This window comes from Acidobacteriota bacterium (assembly GCA_016716435.1).
In the GTDB taxonomy this organism is placed as follows: Bacteria; Acidobacteriota; Blastocatellia; order Pyrinomonadales; family Pyrinomonadaceae; genus OLB17.
The window spans coordinates 96,573-123,313 of record JADJWI010000008.1; the positions used below are offsets into that span (position 1 = coordinate 96,573).

28 protein-coding genes are annotated in these 26,741 nt (G+C 56.2%); 20 read left to right on the forward strand and 8 right to left on the reverse strand.

What is annotated here, in order from left to right:
* Window position 1 precedes the first annotated feature (1 nt).
* From IPM21_12460 to IPM21_12475, 4 genes are all read left to right on the forward strand, one after another.
* Complete coding sequence (locus IPM21_12460; protein MBK9164692.1) at window positions 2–2,350, forward strand: oligopeptide transporter, OPT family; 2,349 nt, start codon at window positions 2–4, stop codon at window positions 2,348–2,350.
* 175 nt (window positions 2,351–2,525) lie between these two features.
* Complete coding sequence (locus IPM21_12465; protein ID MBK9164693.1) at window positions 2,526–3,428, forward strand: hypothetical protein; 903 nt, start codon at window positions 2,526–2,528, stop codon at window positions 3,426–3,428.
* A 104-nt stretch (window positions 3,429–3,532) separates the two neighbouring features.
* Complete coding sequence (locus IPM21_12470; GenBank protein ID MBK9164694.1) at window positions 3,533–3,997, forward strand: PilZ domain-containing protein; 465 nt, start codon at window positions 3,533–3,535, stop codon at window positions 3,995–3,997.
* A 53-nt stretch (window positions 3,998–4,050) separates the two neighbouring features.
* Window positions 4,051–5,130: a Gfo/Idh/MocA family oxidoreductase gene (locus tag IPM21_12475; protein ID MBK9164695.1), complete on the forward strand. Its 1,080-nt coding sequence runs from the start codon at window positions 4,051–4,053 to the stop codon at window positions 5,128–5,130.
* Window positions 5,131–5,151: 21 nt separating this feature from the next.
* Here the strand turns inward: IPM21_12475 and IPM21_12480 are convergent, their stop codons facing one another.
* The 4 genes from IPM21_12480 to IPM21_12495 form a co-directional block, all read right to left on the reverse strand.
* On the reverse strand, window positions 5,152–7,116 hold the full coding sequence (locus tag IPM21_12480; GenBank protein MBK9164696.1) for a S9 family peptidase: 1,965 nt from the start codon (window positions 7,114–7,116) through the stop codon (window positions 5,152–5,154).
* A gap of 78 nt (window positions 7,117–7,194) precedes the next feature.
* The gene (locus tag IPM21_12485) at window positions 7,195–8,172 is read right to left on the reverse strand and encodes a hypothetical protein (GenBank protein ID MBK9164697.1); all 978 of its coding nucleotides are present in this window, start codon (window positions 8,170–8,172) and stop codon (window positions 7,195–7,197) included.
* A 51-nt stretch (window positions 8,173–8,223) separates the two neighbouring features.
* Window positions 8,224–8,646 (reverse strand): DUF4440 domain-containing protein, encoded by a 423-nt coding sequence (locus IPM21_12490; GenBank protein ID MBK9164698.1) that lies wholly within the window; start codon window positions 8,644–8,646, stop codon window positions 8,224–8,226.
* A 102-nt stretch (window positions 8,647–8,748) separates the two neighbouring features.
* Window positions 8,749–9,393, reverse strand: coding sequence for a peptidoglycan-binding protein (locus IPM21_12495; GenBank protein ID MBK9164699.1), 645 nt, complete (start codon window positions 9,391–9,393; stop codon window positions 8,749–8,751).
* A 213-nt stretch (window positions 9,394–9,606) separates the two neighbouring features.
* On the opposite strand from IPM21_12495, the gene IPM21_12500 reads away from it, so the two are divergent.
* The 8 genes from IPM21_12500 to IPM21_12535 all read left to right on the forward strand — a co-directional run bounded on the left by IPM21_12500 (window position 9,607) and on the right by IPM21_12535 (window position 16,525).
* Window positions 9,607–12,012 carry a 3-hydroxyacyl-CoA dehydrogenase/enoyl-CoA hydratase family protein gene (locus IPM21_12500; protein MBK9164700.1) on the forward strand — a complete coding sequence of 802 codons (2,406 nt, stop codon included), beginning with the start codon at window positions 9,607–9,609 and terminating at the stop codon, window positions 12,010–12,012.
* 12 nt (window positions 12,013–12,024) lie between these two features.
* The gene (locus tag IPM21_12505) at window positions 12,025–12,576 is read left to right on the forward strand and encodes a DinB family protein (GenBank protein MBK9164701.1); all 552 of its coding nucleotides are present in this window, start codon (window positions 12,025–12,027) and stop codon (window positions 12,574–12,576) included.
* Window positions 12,577–12,588: 12 nt separating this feature from the next.
* Window positions 12,589–13,065, forward strand: a complete 477-nt coding sequence (locus tag IPM21_12510) for a DUF4442 domain-containing protein (GenBank protein MBK9164702.1) — start codon at window positions 12,589–12,591, stop codon at window positions 13,063–13,065.
* Between the two features lie 80 nt (window positions 13,066–13,145).
* The gene (locus IPM21_12515; protein MBK9164703.1) at window positions 13,146–13,511 is read left to right on the forward strand and encodes a hypothetical protein; all 366 of its coding nucleotides are present in this window, start codon (window positions 13,146–13,148) and stop codon (window positions 13,509–13,511) included.
* Entirely contained in the window at window positions 13,508–14,071 is a 564-nt protein-coding gene (locus IPM21_12520) for a DNA-3-methyladenine glycosylase I (GenBank protein ID MBK9164704.1), read from the forward strand. Before IPM21_12515 ends, IPM21_12520 begins: the two co-directional genes overlap by 4 nt.
* 69 nt (window positions 14,072–14,140) lie before the next feature.
* Complete coding sequence (ybaK, locus tag IPM21_12525; protein MBK9164705.1) at window positions 14,141–14,623, forward strand: Cys-tRNA(Pro) deacylase; 483 nt, start codon at window positions 14,141–14,143, stop codon at window positions 14,621–14,623.
* An 88-nt stretch (window positions 14,624–14,711) separates the two neighbouring features.
* A complete protein-coding gene (locus IPM21_12530) occupies window positions 14,712–15,890 on the forward strand; it encodes an acetyl-CoA C-acyltransferase (protein MBK9164706.1) in 1,179 nt (392 codons plus the stop codon).
* 182 nt (window positions 15,891–16,072) lie between these two features.
* Window positions 16,073–16,525: a PilZ domain-containing protein gene (locus tag IPM21_12535; GenBank protein ID MBK9164707.1), complete on the forward strand. Its 453-nt coding sequence runs from the start codon at window positions 16,073–16,075 to the stop codon at window positions 16,523–16,525.
* Here IPM21_12535 and IPM21_12540 read toward each other — a convergent pair.
* The 4 genes from IPM21_12540 to IPM21_12555 all read right to left on the reverse strand — a co-directional run bounded on the left by IPM21_12540 (window position 16,522) and on the right by IPM21_12555 (window position 20,474).
* A complete protein-coding gene (locus tag IPM21_12540; GenBank protein MBK9164708.1) occupies window positions 16,522–17,934 on the reverse strand; it encodes a phosphoenolpyruvate kinase in 1,413 nt (470 codons plus the stop codon). The two genes, IPM21_12535 and IPM21_12540, sit on opposite strands and share 4 nt — an antisense overlap.
* 21 nt (window positions 17,935–17,955) lie before the next feature.
* Complete coding sequence (locus IPM21_12545) at window positions 17,956–18,444, reverse strand: nuclear transport factor 2 family protein (protein MBK9164709.1); 489 nt, start codon at window positions 18,442–18,444, stop codon at window positions 17,956–17,958.
* Window positions 18,445–18,520: 76 nt separating this feature from the next.
* On the reverse strand, window positions 18,521–19,888 hold the full coding sequence (radA, locus tag IPM21_12550; GenBank protein ID MBK9164710.1) for a DNA repair protein RadA: 1,368 nt from the start codon (window positions 19,886–19,888) through the stop codon (window positions 18,521–18,523).
* Window positions 19,842–20,474, reverse strand: a complete 633-nt coding sequence (locus tag IPM21_12555; protein ID MBK9164711.1) for a hypothetical protein — start codon at window positions 20,472–20,474, stop codon at window positions 19,842–19,844. Before IPM21_12555 ends, radA begins: the two co-directional genes overlap by 47 nt.
* 75 nt (window positions 20,475–20,549) lie before the next feature.
* On the opposite strand from IPM21_12555, the gene IPM21_12560 reads away from it, so the two are divergent.
* The 8 genes from IPM21_12560 to IPM21_12595 all read left to right on the forward strand — a co-directional run bounded on the left by IPM21_12560 (window position 20,550) and on the right by IPM21_12595 (window position 26,739).
* Entirely contained in the window at window positions 20,550–21,164 is a 615-nt protein-coding gene (locus IPM21_12560; protein ID MBK9164712.1) for an SDR family NAD(P)-dependent oxidoreductase, read from the forward strand.
* 62 nt (window positions 21,165–21,226) lie between these two features.
* Window positions 21,227–22,357: a TRAM domain-containing protein gene (locus IPM21_12565; protein MBK9164713.1), complete on the forward strand. Its 1,131-nt coding sequence runs from the start codon at window positions 21,227–21,229 to the stop codon at window positions 22,355–22,357.
* Between the two features lie 18 nt (window positions 22,358–22,375).
* Entirely contained in the window at window positions 22,376–23,059 is a 684-nt protein-coding gene (ispD, locus tag IPM21_12570; protein ID MBK9164714.1) for a 2-C-methyl-D-erythritol 4-phosphate cytidylyltransferase, read from the forward strand.
* Window positions 23,056–23,538: a 2-C-methyl-D-erythritol 2,4-cyclodiphosphate synthase gene (locus tag IPM21_12575; GenBank protein MBK9164715.1), complete on the forward strand. Its 483-nt coding sequence runs from the start codon at window positions 23,056–23,058 to the stop codon at window positions 23,536–23,538. Before ispD ends, IPM21_12575 begins: the two co-directional genes overlap by 4 nt.
* A 68-nt stretch (window positions 23,539–23,606) precedes the next feature.
* Complete coding sequence (locus tag IPM21_12580; protein ID MBK9164716.1) at window positions 23,607–24,920, forward strand: thymidine phosphorylase; 1,314 nt, start codon at window positions 23,607–23,609, stop codon at window positions 24,918–24,920.
* A 53-nt stretch (window positions 24,921–24,973) separates the two neighbouring features.
* A complete protein-coding gene (locus IPM21_12585; GenBank protein ID MBK9164717.1) occupies window positions 24,974–25,993 on the forward strand; it encodes a BMP family ABC transporter substrate-binding protein in 1,020 nt (339 codons plus the stop codon).
* Between the two features lie 18 nt (window positions 25,994–26,011).
* Complete coding sequence (locus IPM21_12590) at window positions 26,012–26,272, forward strand: UPF0175 family protein (protein MBK9164718.1); 261 nt, start codon at window positions 26,012–26,014, stop codon at window positions 26,270–26,272.
* Window positions 26,269–26,739, forward strand: coding sequence for a DUF3368 domain-containing protein (locus IPM21_12595; GenBank protein ID MBK9164719.1), 471 nt, complete (start codon window positions 26,269–26,271; stop codon window positions 26,737–26,739). Before IPM21_12590 ends, IPM21_12595 begins: the two co-directional genes overlap by 4 nt.
* The last annotated feature ends 2 nt before the right edge of the window (window positions 26,740–26,741 follow it).

The window sequence follows — 26,741 nt, forward strand, 5'->3', positions numbered from 1 at the left end:
TATGAAAAACCCATTTCTCGAAAACTTTCGCCCGTACATTCCTGCTTCGGTCACCACGCTGCGTGAGCTGACGCCGGGGCCGCTGATCGTCGGCGTTCTGCTGGGCATTTTGTTCGGGGCGTCGTCGCTTTATCTTGTGCTCAAGGTCGGGCTTACCGTCTCGGCGTCGATACCGGTCGCCGTCATTTCGGTCACGCTTTTCCGGCTACTTGCAAAGCTTGGGGCGAGAGATGCGACCATTCTCGAGCACAACATCGTCCAGACGACGGGCTCGGCGGGCGAATCGATCGCGTTCGGTATCGGCGTTACGATGCCCGCGATACTGATACTCGGCTTTGATCTCGAGGTCTGGCGGGTGACGATGGTTGCCGTGCTCGGCGGCCTGCTCGGAATTTTGATGATGATCCCGCTCCGCCGTGCGCTGATCCGCGACCAGCACGGCTTGCTCAAATATCCCGAAGGCACGGCCTGTGCGCAGGTCCTTATCGCATCGGCCAGCGAGGAATCGAAGCAACACTCCGAAATCGCCAAGGCGGGCGATTCGACCGCGGCGAAGGGCGGAATGATCATCGCGGCCGGCTTCGGTATCGGCTTTCTTTACAACACGGTGATGAAGGTCTTCAGCGGCTGGAAGGAATATCCCGAGAAGCTTTTTGGCGAACCATTTCGCGGCGGAAGCGTCTCGCTTGAGAACAATCCCGCTCTGCTCGGCGTCGGCTATATTATCGGGCCGCGGATCGCCGGAATAATGTTCGCGGGCGGTGCTTTGGCCTATTGGGTGCTTATCCCGATGATCCGCTTCTTCGGCGATAGCCTCACCGAACCGCTCGCACCGGCGACGACTCTGATCAAGGATATGCCGATCGAAGGTGCCGGCAGCATCCAGAGCGAATACATTCTCTACATCGGAGCCGGAGCGGTCACGGCCGGCGGCATCATCTCGCTGATCCGATCGCTGCCGACCATCTGGGGCGGCATCCGCGGCGGCATTGCCGACTTTCAGGCAAAACGGGCCAACAACAAGAACGGCGATGGAGCAACCATTCCCCGAACCGAGCAGGACATCTCGCTCAAGTGGGTCGTCGTCGGCATTCTCGCCCTGATCGTCGTCATCACGCTGCTCCCGACGCTCAAGATGAATATCCTCGGCGCGGTGCTCATCATCATTCTCGGCTTCCTTTTCGTCACGGTCTCCTCAAGGCTGACGGGCGAGATCGGCTCGTCCTCAAACCCGATCTCGGGAATGACGGTCGCGACCTTGCTCTTTACCTCTCTCGCATTTCTCGTGCTTGGCTGGACGGCTCCCGATCCGTATTTCGTGACGGCACTTTCGGTCGGCGGCATCGTATGCATCGCTGCATCGAATGGCGGCACGACCTCCCAAGACCTCAAGACCGGTTTCTGGGTCGGCGGCACTCCTTGGAAACAACAGACCGCAATCCTAGTCGGAGCGCTTTCATCGGCGCTTCTTCTTGGGCCGATCCTCATTCAACTCAACGAATCGTCGTCGGTCTATCTGCCTGTCGCCCCAGCCACCTTCTCGGCCGGCTTCCAGGTGCCGGAGCAGGAACTCGTCCGCGAAGGCGGGGAACTGCGTGCTGAAAAGGCCGGAGGCTATTACGGCGAGCAAGACTCGGCAAATTACCGCGTTTGGCACAACACAGACACGAGCCGCGGGCCGGCGGGCAAGTACCTGGTCGGTATGCAGGGCACGCCGGCCTATTTGGTCGATCCCGGAATCAACGGTGTGATCACGGAAGTGCAGACCGGGGTCGATGCCAATGGCGACCCGATAATGCAATCGGTGGAAAAATACCGGGCGCCAAAGGCGACGCTGATGAGTTACATCATCCAGGGAATTCTTAGCCAGCAGCTTCCATGGGCACTGGTTCTTCTTGGGGTGATGATCTCTGTGACGCTCGAGCTTTGCGGCATCTCTTCGCTGGCATTTGCTGTCGGTCTTTATTTGCCGATATCGGCCTCGTCTCCAATATTTGTCGGCGGCATGGTCCGCTGGGCCGTCGATAAATACCTGAAGCGAAAATTTGCTGAAAAAGGGTTGACCGAAGAAGAGTTCATCGCGGAAACCGATAAGAGTTCCGGAGTTCTTCTAGCCTCAGGATACATCGCGGGCGGTGCCCTTGCCGGCATTCTTGTGGCCCTTTCGGCAGTCTATTTGAGCGGCCTGACGGAGGGCGTCAACGAATGGGCAAAAGCAGCAAATCCGCTCTACGGAGGCTCCTACGCCGACCTTTTGGCGATGGCTCCGTTCATCCTGCTTGCCGTTTTCCTCTACCTTGTCGGCCGCGAAAAGCTGTTTGCCGGGCAAAAATCGCCGGAAAACGAGTGAAAAAGGGCGTTTAATCCCTTTATCTGTAAATAAATACTTACTTTTTCCACAGGGACACGCTATACTACGGTTTAGCGTGTCTTTCCTTTCTTGCCTCGGGCACGCAGTTTACGAGGCAAGGTTGCCCACCCATGGGCCTCTTCGCGGCACGACCGCGGCCCCAATTTTGATGCGAATGTCCGAACCAAAAGGCGTGGCCGAAACGCTCTTGCAAATCTCTGTTTTTGCGGTGCTGCTGTTTAACACGGTGGCCGGTACCGGTTGCTCTGCAGCGGTCTCCGAGACGGCCAACGCGGCGAATGCCGAGACGGCAACATTGACCGCTAATTCCAACGCCAACGCAACCGAGACATCGTCGGGGCCGAGGATCGAGATCGAGCCCGGTTCGCCGGCCGAGACGGTCAAGGCATTTTACGAACGGCTCAAGGAAAAGCGGTACAGGGAAGCGATCCACCTGACGAACCTGAAGCCGGCGATCGAAGGCCTGACGGACGACGAACTCCGCGAATTTGCAGTTGACCTAGAAGCGGTCGCGAAAGCAGTGCCGGCGGATGTCCGGATCAATGGTGAGATCATCTCAGGCGATTCCGCGACCGTCACGGCCGCACTTCCGGAGGAAGTTGGTGAAGAGCCCGAGATGCAGGAGATAAGGCTCCGGAAGGTGAACGGATTTTGGCAGATACTTGCCGCGGACGAGGTTACCGAGGCTCGCATTAAGAAGGAAGGCAAAAACTTCTTCTATGAACTCCGGATCGATGTAAGGCAGAACGAAGCGAAGGAGATGCTCGAACGCATTGCAAAAGCCCAACTTGCTTACTCGCTCCAGAATGAGGGCCAATTTGCCGAAGTTGAAAAGTTGATCGAGCTTGGATACGTCCCCGACGATATCCGCTCCTCTGAATCGACCGGTTATGTTTATCGGGTCGCTTTGATCGAGGGCGGAAAGACGTATTTCGCGACAGCGACCCCTGCCGCATACGGAAAGTCCGGTCGGAACTCCTATCTACTCGAGCCCTCAGTCGCCGGCCCTTCAAAGGTGATCGGCAGAGACAACGGCGGAAAGCCGCTCCGCGAATGACGCGTACTTTTAGGCACGCCTTTTCATTGCCCAGGAACGGGATGAAGGGAATTCGAGTCCCGTTAGATTGAAGAACGCGAAAACGCGAAAAGGAAACACAGAAAATGCTACGAGCCATTGCCGAAAAGATAACAGGACTATTCACAGAGGCCTCACATTCGCTCAGGCGCAAGCATAATCTCCCGATAAAGGTCGTTTTTGAGCCGATCTACTCGACTGGCGGGCTCGGCCGGGAGCAGGAGAATATTTACATCAGCGGAGAGACCTACGACATCAGCAAGACCGGCGTTGGATTCATTGTCCAATCGATCCGCGTAAGGGAAAACTACCTTGTTGGCCAGGACCGACGGCTCAATGCTGAGATCGACCTGCCCAACGGGAAAGTGCAGATGAAGATCGTCGGACGACGCTATGAAAAGGTCGGGGTTCATCTTTCTACGGAGCGCTTTTTGGTAGGGGCGGAGATCGTAGAAATGTCGAAGGACGACCGCGAGGTTTACGAGCATTTTCTCAAATATGGCAAGCGCCGGAAGGCGGGAGCTCCGAGCCTTGAGATGGGAAGCAACTAAAACGTTCCACAATACGATTTGCAAAAGCATCGGAATTTGCCGATGCTTTTTTTATGGCAAATAGTGTTGGCATCGGATTTATCGGAACCGGTTTTGCGCGTCGAGTGCAGATACCTGCTTTCCAAGCATGTGAGAATGCACGCATCGTATCGATCGCGAGCGGGTCGCTTGCAAACGCAAAGGCGACCGCGGAGGAATCCGGAGCCGAGCACTTTACGGACAACTGGCGAGAGATCGTCGAGCGGCCCGATGTCGATCTGGTTTGTATCACAACGCCGCCGAATCTGCATCGGGAGATGGTCCTTGCCGCTCTCGCTGCCGGGAAGCACTTGCTCGCGGAGAAACCGATGGCGATGAACGTCGCTGAGGCTGAGGAGATGGTCGCGGCGGCAACGGCTTCGGGCAAGCTCGCACTTATCGACCACGAGCTCCGCTTTCTGCCAGGAAGGCAAAAGGCGAAGGCGTTGCTTCATTCGGGCGAGATCGGAAAAGTTCGCCACGCAAAATACACATTCGCAGCTCCGCATCGCGGCGACCAGACGCAGAAATGGGACTGGTGGTCGAGCAAAGAGGCCGGCGGCGGTGCTCTCGGGGCGATCGGTTCCCACGTCATCGATTCATTTCATTGGTTTCTCGAGACCGGTATCGAGGCGGTCGATGCCCAACTTCAAACGCACATCAAAGAACGGCCGTTTAGCGATGTTACGAGAAAGGTCGAGACCGATGATCAGGTGAACATGCTACTCAGATTCCGCGATGGCGATATCACAAGCGATACGACAGGATCAGTGTCTGTTTCCATGATCGAGGGGCCGGAGTATGTAAATCGGATCGAATTTGTTGGCGACGAAGGCTGGATGCGGGTCGAACACCGTGGCGATCTTTTCATCGCCAAACGCAGCGAAACCGAATGGACCGAAGTCGAAGTTGACTACCCGCCGAGCATCGACGGGATCTTTGAATCCGGCTTCCCGAGCGGGTTCATGGCGTTCGCACCGCGGATCGTTGATGCAATTCAAAAAGGCGAGAGCTCGATCGCCGACGCCGCAACATTTGAGGATGGCCTAATAGTCCAGCAGGTACTAGACGCCGCCCGCGAATCAAGCGACAGCGGGCGACGTGTAACTATCTAGAGTCAGCGTAGCCAACGTTCGTCATTTCTTCATATTGCGATCAAGAAAATCGGCGACGAGCGGATACAGTTCGAGCCGGTTCTTGAGCTTTGAGATACCGTGGCCTTCGTCGTCGTAAAGTTTGTATTCGACGACAACGTTACGATCGCGAAGAGCTTTTACGACCTGCTCGGCTTCGGTGTAGGGCACTCGCGGATCGTTCTTGCCGTGAATTACGAAGAGCGGCGTCTTTATCCGGTCGATCTTGCGAATCGGTGAGACCCGGCGGAGGAAATCGATATCGCGATCAAGACGCCCATATTCGACCTCGCGCTGACGCCGCCTGTATCCGGACGTATTTTGCAAGAAGGTTTCCCAGTTGACGATGCCGACCGTGTTGACCGCCGCGGCCCAGAGATCAGGATAAAGCGTGATAGCCGCCATCGTCATATAGCCGCCGTAGCTGCCGCCCATGACGGCGATACGCTTAGCATCCGCTCCGCCCTTTGTAGTAAGCCATTCATGCGCGGCCGCGATATCTTTCACCGAATCTTCGCGCTTCTCTACATCATCGAGATGCGTGTAGGTCTTTCCATAACCAGTTGAGCCGCGGACGTTCGGGTCGAGAACCGCATAGCCACGCGATAAATAATATTGAAAGAGCGGATTGAATCCGGGCCGCGACTGGCCTTCAGGACCGCCGTGGATTGAGACGATTACTTTTAACCCACCTGGATAGGTGCTGATTCTTGTGCCGTCCGGCTCTATGGTAGTGAAACCGGCGATTCCACCTTTGAGTGAAGCCGGTTTGTAATACCAAGCCGGAATCTCGCGGCCATCGAACGTCTTGAACTTGATAAGTTCCGGCGAGATGAATGTTCTCGGATCGATACCCGCCCGGTCACTCTGAGTAATCTGAGAAAGCTTCTTAGATTTGATGTCGTAGATCCAAACGTCGCCGTTGCTGTTCGGCGAACTAAAAGAGAACGCGAGCGTTGAGCCATCTTTCGAGAAGGTCGTCCCGCCTACAATGCCTTGAGCTGGAAGTTTTATCTGATCGTGGGCCTTGGCGATTTTTGTGATCAGAGGTTTTCCGCCGGTTTCGATTTTGCGGATATGAAGTTCCGAAAAGCCATCATTATTTACGGTATATGCGAGCATTCGCGAATCGTTGCTGAGTGTGACGCCGCCGACATCCCAATTTGGCCCATAAACGACAGATGTCGCCAGGTTCGAGGCCGACCAGTCGTCGCCGGCTGCGTTCTTTGGCCGCATTTGCACCAATGCTTCAAATTCGCGTTTGTCATTCGTGGTCATCAGTAGGCTGTCGGAGAGGAACTCGACGTTGCCGAACTCGCTTGCATCTTCGTGTGGAGTCAGGTGCGTTTCCTTACCCGTCTTAACATCAACGAGGTAAAGGTCATTGTCGAGGCTTTTCTCGATACCACTCCGGGAGATGACGAGCTTCGTCCCAGAGCTATTAAATGCAGCGACGCTGATATTGCCGTCGTACTTATAAAGAAGCGTCTCCGTCTCAGACTCCAGGTCCATGGAGTAGGCATCAAAGAAATTGCGGTTGCGTTTGTTCGAGGTGTAATAGATCCGCTTGCCGTCTTTCGAGAGACCGGCGAAATTGTGCCGTACGCTCGGCTCATCGGTGAGATTTTCGATCGCGTCGCCCTTCGGGGTCATCCAGAAAAATTGCGTATTCTCGTTCCCGCCGCGTGCCATGCCGAAAATGATGCCGCTGTTGTCCGGCAGCCATCGCACAAAGCTCACGTTATCGTCAAAAAAGGTAAGCTGCTCGGGTTTCCCGCCGGCTGAATCTACCGCCCAAACCTGAGAAGTGCCGGTGGTGTTAGTTAAATAGACGATCCGCTTCCCATCAGGCGAAAAATCCGGCGAACCGGCCGACTTGATGCTAAGGTACTGCTGAATTGTGTAGGGTTGAGCGAACGAAACGACCGCGAGCAATAGGATCGCCGCAAGAACGGATAGCTTCTTCATACTTTTTTTTCACCGGCATTTGAAATCCGGCTGCAAGTTTACAGCAGTTCCGTCCGCTACTCTAGCCCGGCCACAGCATCACTTGCCCGCGTGTTGTTTAAGAAACGCGAGAATGTCGCTCCGCATTTCGAGCGTGATGGTGTGGCCGATGCCGGGGTATAGCTTGAACTCCGCGTTCAGCCCTGCCGACTTGTACATTTCACGTGCCGCGTCCCAACGGTCGAGCGGCTTTTGCCCTAATAGCGGCATGATCAACTCGCGGTCTTCCTTATCGTAGGAATCGTCGAAAACGACCGAGTCGTTATCGTCCTTGTCACCGAGGAAGATAAACATCGGAACCGAACGTAGCTTTTCGAGCTCAATATCCTCACCCGAAACCGAACGAAGGTCGGCCACACCGATCGGGTATCGCAAAGACTTTCCCTTGTAGCTCGCGGCCGGGACTATTGGCCAGCCGCCGGGTGATCCAATTGCTGCGGCCTTGACGCGGTCCGGATGAAGAAAGGTAAAGCGATTGACGAACATTCCCGAGGCAGAAAATCCTAGCATCAGCACACGTCGGTCAAACTTGAGCCCGGCTTCTTTCGCCAACCGCTCGCGTGCGTCGTCAATCATCGCAATGAGCTGCAGATCCGGTCTTGCGTAGTCCTTCTTGTCCGTCTTTGCCGTGACCATCGTGTCCCGGTCAAGCGCATGTGTGTATGTCTTCCAATCGGTAGCCGGACGCGGGGAGACCGGTGTCAAAATAGCAACATCGAGCCCCTCGGCGATCTGACTATTTTGCGCTATCCTGCGTTTTACGTCTGCTTCGTGGACGTTGAAGTCGTCGTCGTTCTTGCCGGTATTGTTGGGCAATACGAGTATCGTCCGCTCTTTTCCTTTCGCTGCGGCTTCGAAAAACGAAGGCGGGACGTAGAGGTAATATGGATAGTTAAATCCGGCGGCCGGACGGGCATCGACTTTTGTAACTCCGGTTTGGGCCGCGGGCTGCCCTTGAGCCGCAATTGAAAGGGCGGCGAGGAATATGAACGCGGTAAATTGTATAAATCGTCTCATCGAAAAGACCGAACGAATTCATCGCCGGCCTTGTTCCAAAAAGTTTGCGACTCAGGATGTGTGGTCGTGAACCACCCGCCAACCTTCCTTGAACTTGCGAAATATGAGCGTGAACTTACCGCTGGGGGAATCATTTGCCCGTTTGAGCGACCAACTGCCGAGCACAACGGCGGCGTCCTTTGAGAGAATTGTGATCTCGAGGTCTGTAAAAGCGAGTGTGCCCATCTTCTCGCGCGTATCGTAGCTCCGCTTGTAATTGTCGAGCGTCTGCTGCCATCCGCGGGTGACCCGCGACGAAACAAAGGTCAGCTTTTCGTTCTTCCAATAACCCTGCATAAAGCCCTCGAGGTCGCCGCGATTCCATGCCGCTGCCTGGTCTTCCATCACCTTTCGGATCGCGGCCTGTTCCTTTGATTCCTGGGCTGGAACGGCCGCTGCCACTAAGAGGAAGACGACCGCTGTTGTCATGATCATCCATAAGGGTCTTTTCATCAGATTCACCTCAACTCAGTCTCGAGAAAAATGAAGGCCGGCGTTGTTCACCCGGCCCTTGCGTGTTCGTATTTCAAGTTTTGATCATTGGGCGGAAACTGCATCGGCTTTCTGCTTATCCGTTAGAGCAATACCCATCTTCTCAAGCGTGGCCTGGTTTAGCGTACCCGTCACGTTCAGCCCGTTCGCTTCCTGGTATTTCTTTAGACCGTCGCGGGTTTCCTTGCTGAGTTGGCCGGTCTCCTCGCCGCTATACATTCCGCCGGCTTTGAGAATCCGCTGGGCCTCATTTATCTGATCCTTGGTTGCGCGAAAGATCGTTCGCTTCGGCTTATCGGTCCCGGCGGTTTTCGGTTTCTCTTCTTTTGCTTTCGCGTATGAGCTTTCAGGAATCGGGATTTCTTTTTGCGCCTCGGTCAGGGCGATCTGCATTTTCTCTAGGGTTGCCCGATTGAGAGAGCCTGACTTCGCCAAGCCGTTCGCTTCCTGAAACTTGCGGATCGCCGCACGGAAATCATTGTTGTATTTGCCGTTCGCTTCGCCTGAATAGCTACCGGCGTCCTTTAGCTTCGTTTGGGCTTCGGTGATCTGATCTTTGGTCGGTCGGAAGGAGACCCGCTTGGGCTTTTCCGCCGTTGCTGAAGTGGAAGCTCCATTTGTCGGAGCTTGGCCATAAGCGAGACCGGTGAAAACAAAGATGGCCAATGTGAGAAATAAGATCTTTTGCATTTTTTATCTCCTAGTTTTGGGCGAATGAGCGTTGACGCGTCAAAATGCCGGAATTCGACCTTGCGCGAAAAATTTGAGAAGAAGTATCGGACGAATTTTGAAATATGTCAATAAAACCAAAAACGGACAACTGCATAGTTTGCTGAATGAACGTTCATTCAGTTATAATCACGGGAATATTTCGAACGCTAATTTTCTCGCGAGAACAACTTTATGAATATCCGAAAAGCTGCTGTTTTGGGTGCAGGAACTATGGGGGCCGGCATCGCCGCCCATCTTGCCAATGCCGGTATTCCGGTGCTTTTACTCGACATCGCCCCGAGGGAATTGACGCCCGGAGAAGAGGCAAAAGGGCTTTCGCTTGAATCGCCACAGGTCCGGAACCGGATCGTTAAAGAGCTTTTCGAGGCCGCAAAGAAGCTTAAGCCGGCACCTTTCATGCTTGCCGAAAACGCAAAGCTGATCTCGCTCGGCAACTTTTCTGACGACATGGCAAAGCTCAAGGACTGCGACCTTGTCATCGAGGCCGTCGTCGAGCGGCTCGATATCAAGCATCAGGTCTTTGGCGAGGTCGAAAAGCACCGAAAGCCGGGTTCTTTCATCGCGACCAATACTAGCGGGATTCCGATCGCTTCGATAGCTGAGCCTTTCTCGGACGATTTCAAGAAGCATTTCGTCGGTGTCCATTTCTTTAACCCACCGCGGTACATGAAGCTTGTTGAGCTTATCCCGACCAAGTGGACCGATGGCGAAATGGCGTGTAAGCTTTCGGGCTTTCTCGATCAGCGGCTTGGCAAAGGCGTCGTCCCTGCCAAGGACCGGCCGAACTTCATTGCCAACCGCATCGGCACCTTCGCGATGATGGCAACCGTTCACGAAATGGTCGCTATGGGATTCACGCCGACCGAGGTCGATCAGATGACCGGAAAAGCGATCGGCCATGCGAAATCCGCAACGTTCCGTACCGCTGACCTGGTCGGGCTCGACGTGCTTGTCCACGTGAACCGCAACCTCTATCCAGCCGTACCCGACGACGAGGACCGTGATGTTTTCGTCCTACCCGAGGTCATCGAGAAGATGCTCGAAAAGAACTTTCTCGGCGATAAGACAAAAGGCGGCTTCTACAAAAAATCGAAGAACGCCGAGGGCAAGACGGAGATCCACGAACTTGACCTCACGACCTTTGAGTACAAGCCGCAGGAGAAAACAAAATTCGCTTCGATCGAGGCCGCCAAAGGCATCGAAGATATGAACAAGCGGATCAATACTCTTGTTTGGGGCGAAGACCGCGTCGGCGAATTTCTTTGGAAGACGATGTCCAGGACCTTTCGTTACGCGTCGAACCGTATTCCTGAGATCGCGGATACCATCGTCGAGGTCGATAATGCGATCAAGTGGGGCTTCGGCTGGGAGATCGGTGTTTTCGAGACCTGGGACGCCATCGGGCTTAAGCGCTCGGTCGAACGGATGAAGGCTGAGGGCCAGCCCGTTCCGGAAAGCATCGAGAAGATGCTGGCGGCCGGTGCTGAGACCTTTTATAAGAACGATAACGGCAATGTATCGTTCTATGACCTCGTCGGCGGCGAATACAAGCCAATGCCCGAACGGCCCGGCGTAACCATCCTGAAGTCGGTCAAGGAACGTGCCGGCGTCATAAAGTCGAATCCGGGAGCTTCGTTGATCGATATCGGCGACGGCGTCGCATGTCTCGAATTCCATTCGAAGATGAACTCGATCGGCGGCGATACGGTGCCGATGATGAACTATGCTCTCGACGAGGTCGAGAAGAATTTCCAGGGACTCGTCGTCGGCAACCAAGGCGGTAACTTTTCGGCCGGAGCGAATATCATGATGCTCCTGCTGGCCGCACAGGAAGAAGAGTGGGACGACATCAATATGATGGTCCACGCACTTCAGCAGGCGGTGATGCGACTCAGATATTCGGCGAAACCTGTCGTCACGGCCCCGTATGGATTGACCCTCGGCGGCGGCTGCGAGATCGCGATCCACGGCGACCGAGTGCGGGCTGCGGGCGAAACTTACATCGGTTTGGTCGAGGTCGGCGTCGGTCTCATTCCGGCGGGCGGCGGAACGAAAGAAATGACTATGCGTGCGATGGATGCGGCGAAAGCCGTACCGGACACTGACCCACTTGTCTTCCTGAAAAAGACATTCGAGATGATCGGAATGGGCAAGGTCGCAACCTCCGCTCAGGAAGCAAAAGCATGGGGCTTTCTCCGAGATGTCGATTCGATATCGATGAACGGCGACCGGCTTATCGCCGATGCAAAGCAGGAAGTGCTGAACCTTTCCGCGTCGGGTTATTCCCAGCCGGTACAGCGTGAAGACATTTACGTGATGGGCGAAGCCGGGCAGGCTGCGATCAAGCTTGCGCTTCATATGATGAAACAAGGCGGCTACATTTCCGATCACGACCAACTGATCGGCAAAAAGCTGGCGAAGATAATGAGCGGCGGCGATATGAACCACTCGGCGTATGTTTCCGAGCAGTATCTCCTTGACCTCGAACGCGAAGCATTTGTCTCGCTTTGCGGTGAGCGAAAAACGCAGGAGCGGATCGCGGCAATGTTGAAGACAGGCAAGCCGCTGCGGAACTAGTGGAAACGGCCGATGAAGAACGACACCTATTACTTTGCAAATGAGATAAAGCAGACGGTCGAGGACGCGAGGGCTACTTTCGGTTCGCTTTCGGACGAGCAGATCAATTGGAAGCCGGCTGCCGAGAGTTGGAGTGTTGCTCAATGCTTGGACCACCTCATCCGCTCGAACGACGAGATGAAGCCGGTATTTAAGGCCAAACTTGGCGGTGCGAAAAACTCGTTCTGGGAATCTTGGTCGCCGTTGACCGGGTTTTTCGGTGGAATGCTTAAAAGCAGCCTTCGCTCGGACAAGAAGAAGTTCAAGGCTCCGAGCGACGCGATCGTTCCACCGAGCGATGTGCCCGCCGGCATCGTTGACCGCTTTGCCGAGAGCCAGGAATGGGTGATCGCCGAGATCGAGAAGACGGCCGGGCTCAATTGGGACAAGACCGTAGTGACCTCGCCGTTTATGGGCTTGATCACGTACCGGCTTCGCGATGCGCTCGACATTATCGTCGAACATTCGAAGCGGCATCTCCGGCAGGCGAAGCGTGTAACTGAGTTGCCGTCGTTTCCGCAATAGTTCTTTGAAACAATGCCCGAAAGCATTACCAGCAGGATGTATCGTTGGGGATTCAACCTTTTTCCGGCATATCGCGGGACGGGCGGCCGGGTACTTTATATCGCAGGTGATTGGCGTGAAGTGAAGATAAGGCTTCCGCTGAACTGGCGGACGCGAAATTATGTTGGGACAACATTCGGCGGAAGCGTTTACGGTGCTATCGACCCGTTCTATATGCTGATGTTGATCCATATTCTTGGCCCGGGTTACACAGTTTGGGACAAGGCTGCGAATATCCGGTTCCGAAGACCCGGCAAGTCCGTTCTTTATGCAGCATTTTATTTGTCTGATGAGGAGATCGAGGAGATCAGGAGCCTTGCCGATAGAGCAGCTTCGATCGACCGGGTATATAACGTAGAGTTCAAAGATATAGAAGGCGTTGTTCATGCGCATATAGAAAAAACGCTGTATATTTCCAAGAAAACAAATTCCAGGGAGAAGAGCGTATGAAGTCATTTGGTTGTTTTTTGTTCGCAGTCGTGGCTTTGGTATTGTCTGGTTGCGGTGATGTAACCGGTGAGCCGATCGAAATGGCAAATGCCTGCAAGATCGAGAACGACGGCAAATTTTTCCAGGTCAGCGGCGTACTGGCACAGCGGGGCAGTGTCTTCTGCTCGAATACCGGCGGCAGGATGGAGTGCGGCTTTGACTTGCTCGAGTCACAGGGAAGCCAGAATAAGCTCCGCGTTGATATCGAACAGGGTAGTGGTGCAAACACGGTCGGTAAACTCGAGCGAGGATATAAGGCCGAGGATATCAAGATCCGCGATAACGCCGGTAACCAGGTTGCTCTCGACAAGGACGTCGTAAAGCTGACCGGAAAACTATCGGTCGCCCCGGCTGCACCGGGTGGGCAGGGCGTTTGCTTTATGCAGGTGAACAAGATCGAACGATGAAAGAACGTTGCGGTTGGGCAAGGAACGAACTTGCGATCCATTATCACGATACGGAATGGGGCGTGCCGCAGCACGACGACCGTGTGCTGTTTGAATTCCTGATTCTGGAAGGTGCGCAGGCCGGGCTGAGCTGGGATACCATCCTCGCAAAACGCGAGAATTATCGAAAGGCATTTGATAACTTCGATCCGGCGAAGGTCGCGAAATATAGCGAAGCAAAGTGTGCAAAATTGATGCTGAACGAGGGCATCGTCCGCAACCGATTGAAGATCGCGTCTGCGGTGCGGAATGCAAAAGCCTTTTTGGCGGTGCAAAAGGAATTCGGCACTTTTGATAAGTACATTTGGTCGTTCGTCGGTGGAAAACCGATCGACGGAAAACGAAAGGTGCTCGCCGACGTTCCGGCCAAGACTGAGGTCTCGGATGCGATATCGAAAGACCTGAAAAAGCGAGGCTTCAACTTCGTCGGCTCGACGATAATGTACGCGTTCATGCAGGCGACCGGGATGGTGAATGACCACGTCAAGACGTGTTTTCGGTATCGGGAAATTTCGAAATAGCTCTGCGATCATCGCGGTCTCCGCTTTGAGATCATATTTGAACGCAGAGATCGCAATGGACGCAAAGAAATGGCGATGGATTTTCCTGTAACTCAGGCGGTTCGATATTTGAGAGAGAAAAAGGTCGAGTTCGTCCCTCATCTCTACGATTACGTTGAGAAAGGCGGCGCAAAGGAATCGGCTAGGCAATTGGGCATTGATGTCCATGCCGTGATCAAGACGCTGGTGTTTGAAACGAATGAACGGACGCCGCTTGTCGTGCTGATGCATGGCGACAGGGAAGTTTCGACCAAGTCGCTCGCAAGGCATCTTGGCGTCAAATCCATCGAACCTGTGTCGCCCGAAAAGGCAACGAAACTGACCGGCTATCTTGTCGGCGGGACGTCGCCATTCGGGATGAGAACGAAGATGCCGGTTTACGTTGAACGAACCATCTTTGGCTTTGACCGCATTTGGATAAACGGCGGCAAGCGTGGCTTTTTGGTCGAGATCAAGCCGGAAGTATTGCGGCTTCTCGAGGTCGCGGAGGTCGAGGTTGGAATTGAGAATTAGTAAAGTGCCCACGCATTTCACGAAATGCTCTAAGAAGGGCGATTCGGCCCGTTCGTGAAGTTTGTAGGTTTCGTCGAAGAACATCATTATGAAAGAAGCAGTTATCGTTTCGGCCGTGCGGACGGCTGTCGGAAAGGCGCCGAAGGGCACGTTGCGTAACACGCGTTCGGACGAAATGGGCGCGACCGCTATTAAGGATGCGGTGGCTCGGGCCGGTGTTGATGCGTCGCTTGTCGAGGACGTCATAATGGGCTGTGCCTTTCCGGAGGCGTCGCAGGGGATGAACGTCGCCCGGACCTCGGCGATCCTGGCGGGCCTGCCGGTCGAGGCCTCGGCGATGACGGTCAACCGTTATTGCTCCTCGGGCCTGCAGACCATCGCGCTCGCGGCTGAGCGGATCCAGGTTGGCGGTGCCGAGGTGATCGTCGCCGGCGGGCTCGAATCGATGACCGCCATCCCGATGGGCGGCAACACCTTTCGCCCGAACCCGCACCTCGCCGATACCTACCCCGACTATTACCTCAACATGGGGCTGACGGCCGAGAACCTCGTCCGCAAGTACGAGATCACCCGCGAGCAGGCGGATGAGTTTTCCTACAACTCGCACATGAAGGCGCTCGCGGCTATCGCGGAAGGCAAGTTCACCGATGAGATCGTGCCAATGAACGTCTTCGTTGACGAGTTTGACGAGAAGGGCCGCGTCCGCCGCAAAGAGATCGTCTTTGCCCAGGATGAAGGCCCGCGTGCCGATACTTCGCTCGAAGGCCTTGCAAAGCTCCGTCCCGTTTTCCACGCCAAGGGTACCGTGACCGCCGGCAATGCCTCGCAGATGTCTGATGGAGCCGCCGCCGCGGTCGTGATGTCCGCCGATAAGGCTGCCGAGCTCGGGCTCAAGCCGATCGCCCGTTTTGTCTCTTATGCGACCGCCGGCTGCCTGCCGGAAGAGATGGGCATCGGGCCGGTTTATGCCATCCCGAAGGCTCTCAAGCTCGCGGGCCTCTCGCTCGACCAGATCGACCTTATCGAGCTCAACGAAGCCTTTGCCGCCCAGGGGCTTTCGGTGATGAAGGTGCTCGAGCTGGACCCGGCGAAGGTCAACGTCAATGGCGGTGCCGTCGCTCTCGGCCATCCGCTGGGCTGCACCGGTGCCAAGCTGACGGCCACGATCCTTCAGGAAATGCGTCGCCGCTCGGCCCGCTACGGCATGGTGACGATGTGCGTCGGCGGCGGAATGGGCGCCGCGGGCATCTTCGAACGGCTGGATTAGTCAAGCATCAATAAATTCCTCCTCCTCAAGCCCCGAGCCGCCTCGGGGCTTTTTTCCATTCACCATTCACCAATAGAAATGTGTTGCCAAGGGGGTGGGTTGGGGTGGTACAATTGGGGTTGGGCCCGGGTTTGCGGGCGGCGGCCTTACTTCTCTCTAGCCTCGCGTTCTTCTTTTCTCAAATGTCGATCAATCAACGAAGACACATGCGTTTCTCGCTGGACATTCCGGCGGTGCTTGTTTCAAAGCACGGCGAGCGGCGCCAGACCTATTTGCAGCAGATAAGCATCGGCGGGTGCTTTACGGAATGGGAAGAATATCTTTATCCGGGCGACGAGTTTCGGCTTGAGATACAGTTGCCGAACCGCAACAAGCTGCCGCTTAAGTGCAAGGCCATCTACAGGTTCGAGAATACGGGGATCGGCGTGCGGTTCATTGAGGCGACGGAGTTTGAGCAGGAGCTGATCTCGGCGATCATTGAAAACCAGATGATGCTCGAGGGGCTGCCGGAGTTTCCCGACCCATTTTCAGAACCGCCCGAGTTTATAAAGGACGACCCGAGCCCGCGGATCACGGACCGCCGCGAACGCCGCGAGGCAATGCTCGACGACGCGATGATACCCGAGGCCGGTTAGGTCAGTTTAGAGACATCGAGCGAGCGGATGGCTTCGGCCGAAACTCCGGTCGCCGCCTCGGCCTCGGACTCGCTAAATGCCCCGCAAGAAATTCCACGCAAAAAGAAATTCAAGAGCCCGCGGACCGAAGCCGCGTCGTCAAAGGCGTTGCCGGTGAGCGTCGCCCGCGTTGAGCGCTCGGCAAAGCCGCGGAGGCGTTCGGCGTTCTCATCAAACGATTCAATATAAAAGTGATAGACCGCGGCGTAGCGCGCCGGGAGTTGATTTGGGTGCAGGTCCCAGCTTTGGAAAAAGCCCTGCGACATCGAGCGGCGGACGTTGCGGAAATGCCGCCGCCAGCCGCCGAAGACCGCTCTGCGATTCTCAGCTTCCATCATCGGGTCGAGCGGCTCTTGGCGATGCGGCGGTATCGGCATCTCGGTCGTGACCGAATCCGAAAGCCGAATGCCGAGCGGCGCGAGCGAGATGAGCATCAACTGCCGTGCGAGGTCGCATGCCGGATGGGCGATGTCCTGGTCGGCGGCGGCGATGCCGAGCGACGAGGTGAAATCGTAAGCACCGAAATGGACCGAGGTGCAGCGTCCCTTCGCCGCTTCGACAATGCCGCGGATGGCGACCGAACCTTTTTTATCGAACACGGCCTCAGGCGTTTCGATCAGCAGTTCAAGGCCGATGGAATTGGGAGCGAGCCCGTGCTTCTTTTCGGCCTTTTTGAGCCGCGAGCATATGTCCTTTACCTCCGAGCGGTCGGCGACCTTGGGGAGAGTCACGACAAAGCCCGGCGGAACGCGGCCATTTGTTTCAGCCAGAAACGCTGAGAGAAAAAGATCGAGCGTTCTTTTAGCTCGTGAATGTGTTGCGGGGTCGAACGATTTTACGCGAAAGCCGGAGCCGGCGGTGATCTTTTTGGTCAGGAAGGCGGCGGCGAGTTCGCGGGCCGTCCGCTCGGCGTCGGCGTCCTCTTCTTCATCGGGGCGGAAGCCGTAGCCGTCTTCGAAATCGATGCGGAAATCCTCGACCGGCTCGCTTTTGAGCTTCGCCCGGACCTTCTGAAAGACGCTGAAGGCGAGCCAGGCCGCCGGGTCTTCGGCCTTTGCACGGTCGGTTTCGTTGCGGATCGACCGTGCGAGCTTGGTCGCGGCGCCGCTCAGCGTCGGCAGCGAACCGCAACCGGGAAGCTGCATCGCGTCGGCGAATTCGGCGAAGTTGCGGCAGTAGGTGTCGAGCGTCGTCAGGGCGATCTTGCCGAGCTTTGCCGGCGTATCTGCAGCATAGCGATCGGCCCCGCCATAAAGGACGTGGACCGGTGTGCGAAGCGGTGCCGGAGGTGCGGGCGGCGGCTGCTTTCCGCGTTGCTTTATGATCAGCCGAACGCCTTCGTCGCCTTCTTCAAAAACCGTCTTTTTCATCTGACGGCATTGTAACCCAATTTACTGCGGTTTCGCCGCTCCGGCGGGCGGGCGGACGCCGGTGTATTGGGCTGATGCGATCTTCCAAGTTTTTTTCTCTTTACGAAGTACGGCGGTGAGCATCATCTTACGAACGGGAAGGGCCGTGCCGTTTCGCGTCATCTTGAATGAGAGTTCCGCGATCACGATTGCCGTATCGCCGTAGAACCGGATCGAGCGAAAATCTTCATCGACCGTGACGCTGATGCCGGCGGCCTTTGCCGCATTCTCGGGCTTATAGAAATCGATGACCTTCGCACGCGGGTCGAATTCACCCGCCGGCGAAATCTCAATGAAGTCCGCCGTAAAGATCGCGTCGAGCGTCTTCGGGTCGTAGCCGGCCTGGGCGGTCGTCATCCGGTCGATGAGGGCTTTCGCGGGTTCATCGGCGGCCGATCTTTCTTGGGCATTTGAATCGGCGGCGAAAAAACACAATGCGAGAAAGGCGAGGATGTAGAACTTGGTTTTCATAGTATGACAACTCCAAAGAATTGAATTGGAACTACCATCTACGACGCGAATTCGTCTCGGGTTCGGACAAATTGACTCAAAATAGCTCCCCGATCGCTTCCTCAAGGGTGCGAACGCCGACGACGCGGATGCCGAGAAGCTTTTCAAGGCCCTTTCGGTTCGATTCGGGCAGGATGAGCTTCTTGAACCCGAGCGTCTGCGCCTCACGGGCACGAGCCTGTGCCTGCAAGACCCCGCGGACCTCGCCGGTCAGGCCGATCTCGCCAAAAACGGCCGTTTCCGGCGGCACTTCGAGATTGCGAAAGCTCGATGCGATCGCGGCAATAACGCCGAGGTCGGCCGCGGGCTCATCGATCTCGATCCCGCCGGCGATGTTGATAAAAACGTCGTCGCCGGAAAGCTGCATCCCGAGCCGTTTTTCCATCACCGCGATCAGCAGCGACGCCCGGTTCTGGTCAAAGCCCTGCGTCATTCGGCGGCCCGTGCCAAACTTTGTTCCACTGACGAGAGCTTGGATCTCGACGAGCATTGGGCGTGTGCCTTCCATCGCCACCGTGACGACCGAGCCGCTTGCTCCGGCGGGACGTTCCTGCAGAAAAAGCTCCGAAGGATTCGCGACGGCGACTAGCCCGGTTCCGGTCATCTCAAAAACACCGATCTCGTTTGCCGCCCCAAAGCGGTTCTTGGTCGCCCGGATGATGCGGTGATTGTGGTGGCGGTCGCCCTCGAAATAGAGCACCGTATCGACGATGTGCTCGAGCGTTTTTGGGCCGGCGATCGAGCCGTCCTTGGTCACGTGGCCGGTGATGAACATCGATGTTCCGGTGCTCTTGGCAAAAAGCATCAGTTGGCCGGCGACCTCGCGGACCTGCGAAACGCTGCCGGGTGCGGATTCGACGCGCTCGCTGAAAATGGTCTGGATCGAATCGATGATGACGAGCGTGGGCCGCAGCTCGGCGGTCTGTGCTAGGAGCGACTCGAGATTGGTTTCGGGCAGGACAAAGAGGCCATCTGCCGAGATGCCGAGGCGTTCGCCGCGGAGCTTTATCTGCCGCTCGCTTTCCTCGCCCGAGACGTAAAGAACGCGTTCGCCGGCGGCGGTCATCCGGTCGGCGATCTGGAGCACGATGGTCGATTTGCCGATGCCAGGCGTGCCGCCGATGAGCACGAGCGAACCCGCAACGATGCCGCCGCCGAGCACGCGGTCAAACTCGGCAATGCCGGCGGTCGTCCGTGCGTCGTCCTGCGATTCAATGCTTGAATAGGCAAGCGGTGCTGCCCCGACTGCGCGGCCGGTGAAGCTTCGGCTGGCGACGGCAGCGGTTCGGACGCGCTCTTCAACAAGCGTGTTCCACTCGCGGCAGCCCGGGCATTGGCCGAGCCATTTTCGGGCGGACTCACCGCAGTTCTGACAAACGAAGATGGTTGAAGGGGACTTTGCCATTATCCTTGCGGTCAAGCAGCCGCGGGCTTTCGAACGTATATTCGGCCTCGCGGAAGTAGTAGCGGCCCTCGATCTTCTCGAACCTGATCGTGGCCGTTCCGCTCCCTCGAGTTCGCAGGGCGAGCGGATAAGCCCCGTAGCCCCGCGTTACACCCGACATTGTGAATGGCGAGGTTATCGTTATGACCGCCGGAGAATTTCCGGTCGCCTCGGGCGTCACGGCCGATGAACGGATCGTCCAATTGGTTTCATTAAACCAAACCGGATAACGCGGCTCGCCATTGATGCTCAACTGGTTCGGATTGTAAGGCATCACGACCGTGTAAACGAAATCGCCTTCCGGCTGTACGGGGTGATCAAGATATACGCTGAAAGGTAAATTGGCCGTAAACGTAAGCTGGCGGTTCGGGTTTGCACTTCGGCCGGTGATGGCGAAATCGATGTATGTCTGGTAGTCGGGCGTGTCGTAGGCCGTGCCGCCGAGAAGTATCCTGCCGGATTCAAGCGTAAAATAGGGCGAGGCTGATGCGGTGAGCGCAAGGATAAGGCAAGCTACGGCGACCTGCAGAGGAATTGCTAAACGCAATTTTCGAAGGAAACGTTTCACGCAAAGGGAATCGTATCAGATACCCGAACGGATTCACACCCTTTACCTTTCTCAATGCGAGCCGGAATCCGCTATTCTCTATGTGTGCAAGTCACGTCGATCCACGCATTTGCGGAAAAGGTCTCGCTGATTACCAATGGGAACGACCCGGTCGGGCGGGCAGCGGCTCTTCAGCTCGCGCTTCAGGGGAGTTATGTCATCGTTGGCGACCCCGGAGGCGAAGGGGCAAATGGGCTCGATGACCTGCTTGATATGGGTACGCTTGCTTCCGCGATAAATGCTGATGGAGCTTCCGCCGAAGGTGCGAAGACACTTGCGGCAGGTGTTGATGAAAAATTCGAGCGATTAGACCTTTTAGTGAACGTGTTTTCCGGCGATGATGACGGCATCGTAGCGGCGGAGGGCATGATCAAGGCTGCATCTGGGCTGATGGAGCCGCGGCCGAAGGCTAGGATCGTCAATGTTTATCGGCTCGCGGATATGAGCGGCGTTGAGCCGATCGAAGCGGCAACGGTGCGGCTTCGGGCGGAACTTCCGGCTCGTTTTCAGGTCAACTCCGTCGCTTTCGTGGCAGATGCCGCGGCACCTGACTACGTTGCGAGGGTCGTGCTTTTTCTGCTCTCCGGCGAGTCGAAAGCCATTCGCGGAGAAACGATAAAAATAAGGTGATCCGCCGGTTAACAGAACTTTAACGCTGATCTAGGTTTCGTGATAGACTTTTACCGATGAAACTGGACGTTTTGATCATTAGACTAGCCTTTATCGGCCTGCTCGCGGTGGTCGGTTTCCTCCTGAACCCGCTTGCCTTTACCACTTGGTTGGGCGACATCGATTTCACCACCCGGAAGTTCGCTTCGGCCGCCCTCGGAGGGTTGATCGCCATTCTCGTTATTGCGTTTGAGATCCGCGTCCGCCGAGCCTCGCTCAAGACGCTGATCGGCGCCGCGATCGGTTCCATTCTTGGCATCATCGGAGCTTTCCTGATCGGCATTCTTATCGCCTTCCAAAAGGTGGAAGCGGTCCCGGCAGAAATGCAGACGTTTCTGACCATTTCGCTGGCCTTTTTTATGGGCTATGTCGGGCTGATGGTCGGTGCGGCGAAGGGCGATTATCTTGACCTCTCGGCACTTGGCGGCATTTTTGCTGATAAGACGCCGCAGCTTGATTTTAGGGTTCTCGATACCTCGGTCATTATCGATGGCCGCATTGCGGACATCGCGGAAACGGGTTTTTTGGGCGGCAGCCTCGTGATACCAAATTTTATTCTTACCGAGTTGCAGCAGGTGGCGGATTCTGCCGATTCATCAAAGCGGCAACGCGGCCGCCGCGGGCTTGATATGCTCCAGCGGCTTCGGAGCAACACAAAGCTTGATGTGCAGATAATCGAGACGGATTTTCCGTCGGTAAAGGAAGTTGACCTAAAGCTGATCGAGCTTGCCAAGAGCCTTGACGCAATAATAGTTACCAACGACTTTAACCTTAATAAGGTCGCCCAGCTTCGCGGCGTCGCGGTGCTTAATATCAATGAACTTGCCAACGCCCTCAAGCCGGTCGTGCTTCCGGGCGAAGCGATGCGTGTTTTCGTGCTAAAAGAAGGCAAGGAATATAACCAGGGCGTCGCATATCTCGACGACGGGACGATGGTAGTTATCGATAATGCCCGCAAGCTTATCGGCAAAACGGCGGACATCGCCGTGACCAGTGTGCTGCAGACGACGGCCGGCAAGATGATCTTCGGCCGGCTCTGGGAAGAGAAAGAAGAACAGGGCGGCGACAGCGTTATACATGACTCGCGTTCGCTCGGGTTCAAGCGGGCGACCCGCGACCTGCGCCAATCGACGATAATCGAGCAGGTGAAGTAGCCTCTCGCGTCTCCTTAAATGAATACAGCTATTATAGTTGCGGCCGGTTCGGGTTCCCGTTTTGGGGCGGACCGGCCGAAACAGTTTCTAGAACTTGCGGGGAAGCCGATCATCGCGAGGACGGTTTTGATATTCGAAGCGTCGCCGATGATCGATGCAATAGTCGTCGTGGCGTCGGCGGATTTTCTCGAGGAGACGGAAGCCGTGCTTGGGAAGGAACGCTTGACGAAGCTCCGGAAGATCGTTGCCGGCGGCGAGACGCGTTCGGAATCGGTTCATGCCGGGCTTTCTGCTGTGCCCGAAGGGACAGAGATAGTTGCTGTCCACGACGGTGTAAGGCCGCTGGTCTCGGAAGACGAGATCGAACGCACCATCCGTGCGGCCGCGGACTACGGAGCGGCTTGCCTTTCCGCTCAGATGACGGACACGGTTAAGGTCGTTGATGGGGCTTATGTCGTCGGGACGCTCGACCGACGTGAGTTACGACGAGCACTGACTCCGCAGGTTTTTCGTTACGAAGTATTAAAGGAAGCCTACAACGAAGCCGTTCTCGGCGAGGCGGTAACGGATGAGTGTTTCCTGGTCGAAGAGTCGGGGACAGAGGTCCTTTCGGTCGCCGGTAGCCCGCGAAACATAAAGATAACGACCCCGCTCGATCTGGTCATCGCCGAGGCTCTCTTCGCCGCGGGCACGGAAGTATGAGATACCGCATCGGACAAGGGAGCGATGTTCACCGGCTGGTCGAGGGCCGGCCTTTGATCATTGGCGGCGTTGAGATCGGATCGGACCTTGGAGCCGATGGGCATAGCGATGCGGACGTTCTGCTTCACGCGGTGACGGACGCCATCCTCGGTGCACTTGCTCTAGGCGACATCGGCTCGCATTTTCCTAATAGCGATGAGCGTTGGAAGGACGCCTCGAGCTCGGTGTTTCTCTCGCACGCAGTCTCGCTCGCTCGCGAGAAAGGCTATACGGCCGCGAATCTTGATTGCACGGTTCACCTTGAGGCTCCAAAGCTTCGGCCGCATATCGACGCGATGCGGGCAAACCTCGCCGGGCTTTTGGAAACCGCGATCGAGAACGTCAGCGTAAAGGCAAAGACCGGTGAAGCGGTCGATGCGGTCGGGGAGCGGAAAGCGCTGCGGGCCGATGCGGTGATTCTTCTGGAAAGGGCAGGTTGAAACTTGTCGAAATGGACTTGCGGGCTGCCCCTGTGCGAAACTTGGGCAGCTTTCTTTTTGCGTAAACGATGCGGCCACAGGAGATAATTGCGGTCAAAAGGGACGGCGGCGAGCTTTCCCGTTCTGAGATAGATGCCTTTATCGCGGGCGTCTGCGACGGCTCGTGGGCGGACTATCAGATCTCTGCAATGGTGATGGCGATGTTCACCCGCGGCCTGAGCGACGAAGAGCAGAACGCCCTCACTTACGCGATGCTCCATTCCGGCGAGGTTCTTGACCTCTCCGACATCCCACGCCCGAAGGCAGACAAGCATTCGACCGGCGGCGTCGGCGATAAGACCTCGCTGATCATTGCTCCGATCCTTGCTGCATGCGGCATCGCTGTTCCGATGATCTCCGGACGCGGGCTCGGCCATACGGGCGGGACGCTCGACAAGCTTGAAGCGATCGCCGGTTACGATGTGAATATTTCAACCGGCCGTTTTCGAGAGATAATCAGTAAATGCGGTTTCGCAATGTCCGGCCAGACGGCCGATATCGCTCCGGCTGACAAGAAGCTCTATGCGCTCCGCGATGCGACGGCGACGGTGCCGTATATCCCTCTGATCGTCGCCTCGATAATGTCAAAAAAATTGGCCGAGGGGCTCGATGCACTTGTTCTTGATGTAAAAACGGGCAGCGGAGCCTTTATGCCGAACATCGAAGATTCGATGCGACTGGCCGAGGCGATGGTGCAGACGGGACGTAATTTCGGCGTCCGGACCGAGGCGGTTGTTTCCGAGATGGGCCGCCCGCTTGGCCGCTATGCCGGAAACATCTGCGAAGTTTATGAGTGCGTGAAGATCCTGCGGAATGAGCCGCTTGAGTTTGCCGAACCGACACGCGAACTCTCGCTCGAGCTTTCGGCACGGGCGATAGTGCTCGCGGGCGTCGAAGGAAACCTAGAGAATGCCCGGACACTCGCCGAGGCAAAGCTCGGAAGCGGCGAGGCTTACGAACGGTTCATCGAGAACTGCATGCTGCAGGGCGGCGATTCGGGATCGATACCGGAAATCGATCCGTTTAGCGGTAAAGGCTTGACGGCATTTGAGATAAAGGCCGAGCGTTCCGGTTGGCTCGAGGCGGCGGATGCTCTGGCGATCGGCGAGTCGGTGGTTGCGATCGGCGGCGGGCGGATACATGCCGAGGACAGCATCGATTTTAACGTCGGGTTTGAGTGTTTTGCCGAGGTCGGCCGCGAGGTCCGCGAGGGCGATGTGCTCGGAGTGCTCTATTCCCGCACGGAGGAAGACGCCGATTGCGTTAGCGAGAAGTTGCGGGCTGCGTATAAAATAGCGGAAACACCGGTCACACCTTCGCCGCTTGTCCACGGTATTGTTTGAAGAAAATGAAACGCAAAGCATTAATTTTTTCAGTCCTTTTAGCAGCTGCCGCGATGCTCACGTCATCTTGCGCACTTCGAAATGAGGCGGCCCGCGAGGGGTGCCGGGGCAAGATCGGCATCGTCTTCGATATCGGCGGCAAGAACGACCGCTCGTTCAACGCAGCGGCGTGGGAAGGCGTTCAGCGTGCCGAGCGTGAGCTTGGCGTTTGTCTTTACGACGTTGAGCCCGGCAGCCCAACATCGATCGAGCCGGCGATGCGGGCGTTTGCCGAGAAGGATTTTGACCTCGTGATCGGCGTCGGCTTTGCTCAAGGGCCGATTATGCAGAAGGTGGCTTTTGACTACCCGAATGTGAAGTTTGCGATAGTTGACGGCGTTATCTTTGAGGCCGATGGAAAGACGCCGCGGAGCAATGTCGCCTCGCTTGTATTTCGCGAACACGAGGGCTCGTATCTCGTCGGGATGATCGCCGCGGCCAAGTCGCGGACCGGCGTGCTCGGTTTCTTGGGCGGAATGGACATCCCGCTTATTCATCGATTTAACAAGGGTTACGAAGAAGGGGCGAAGGCCGTAAACCCGAATATTCGCGTCGTGACGAACTACGTCGGCGTGACTGACCATGCATGGAACAATCCCGGAAAGGGCCGCGAGCTGGCTCTCTCGCAGATAGAAAAGGGTGCTGATGTGATCTTCACAGCGGCGGGCAACTCGGGACTCGGGGCATTTGATGCGGTCGAGCAATTCGGGAAAAACGCCGACGGCGAGGCGAATCGGTTCGTCATCGGCGTCGATTCGAACCAGAATATGGTCAAGCCCGGTTTCGTGCTCACCTCGATGGTCAAGCGGGTTGATAACGCGGTTTTCGACGCCGTGCAGGAAGTGCTCGAAGGGCGTTTTCAGGGCGGCTTCCACGTCTTTGGCCTCGACAAGGACGGCGTCGCCTATTCGCTTGATGATTTCAACCGTTCGCTCGTCTCCGCCGAATTGCTCGAACGAGTAGAAGCCGCAAAGGCGAAGATAATCGCCGGCGAGATCAAGGTCACGGACGCAATGGCGCCCAAATCGGATTAATTGATGTAAAATCAGGTCATGTCGGTTCAGGTCAATATACCCGAAAGTGTTTTTAATCTGCCGCGGCCTCAGTTGGGGCGGCAGGTGCTCGAAACAGTTGCTCTGGAAGGATTCCAATCCGGACAACTTTCGCTTTTTCAGATCAGGGAAATGCTTGGTTTCGAGAGCCGTTTTGAAGTGCACGAGTTTCTTGCCAAGCATGGCATACCATGGGTAGATTATCCGGTTGAGGACCTTGAAAGAGAGCGTAATGATCTGAAAGAACTCCTCGATCAATGATCATCATCTCAGACACTACTCCACTTCATTATCTGATCTTGATCGATGAAGCCCGCATCTTGCCGGAACTGCTTGGGCAGATCGTTATACCGACAGAAGTGTTTAGTGAACTTCAGGCTGAAAAGACGCCGCAAAAGATAAAGGACTATTTGGCGGTCGTCCCGGATTGGCTTTCGATTCGCACCCCAAGCGTAGTGATTGACGAAGATCTGGCCGAGATCGATCCGGGCGAACGGGCAGCCATCTTGCTCGCGGAAGAACTTTCTGCTGATGGCATTGTGATCGATGATCTCGCGGGCCGGACCATCGCTTCCCGACGGGGCCTGAGGGTGATCGGCACGCTTGGGTTGATCGAGGCGGCGGGTGAGCGTGGTTTGCTAGACATCAATGACACGCTCGATCGCATCATCGAGGCAGGGTTTTTCATTTCTCGCAGGTTGGAACAACAGATACGGAACCGGAGTTAGGG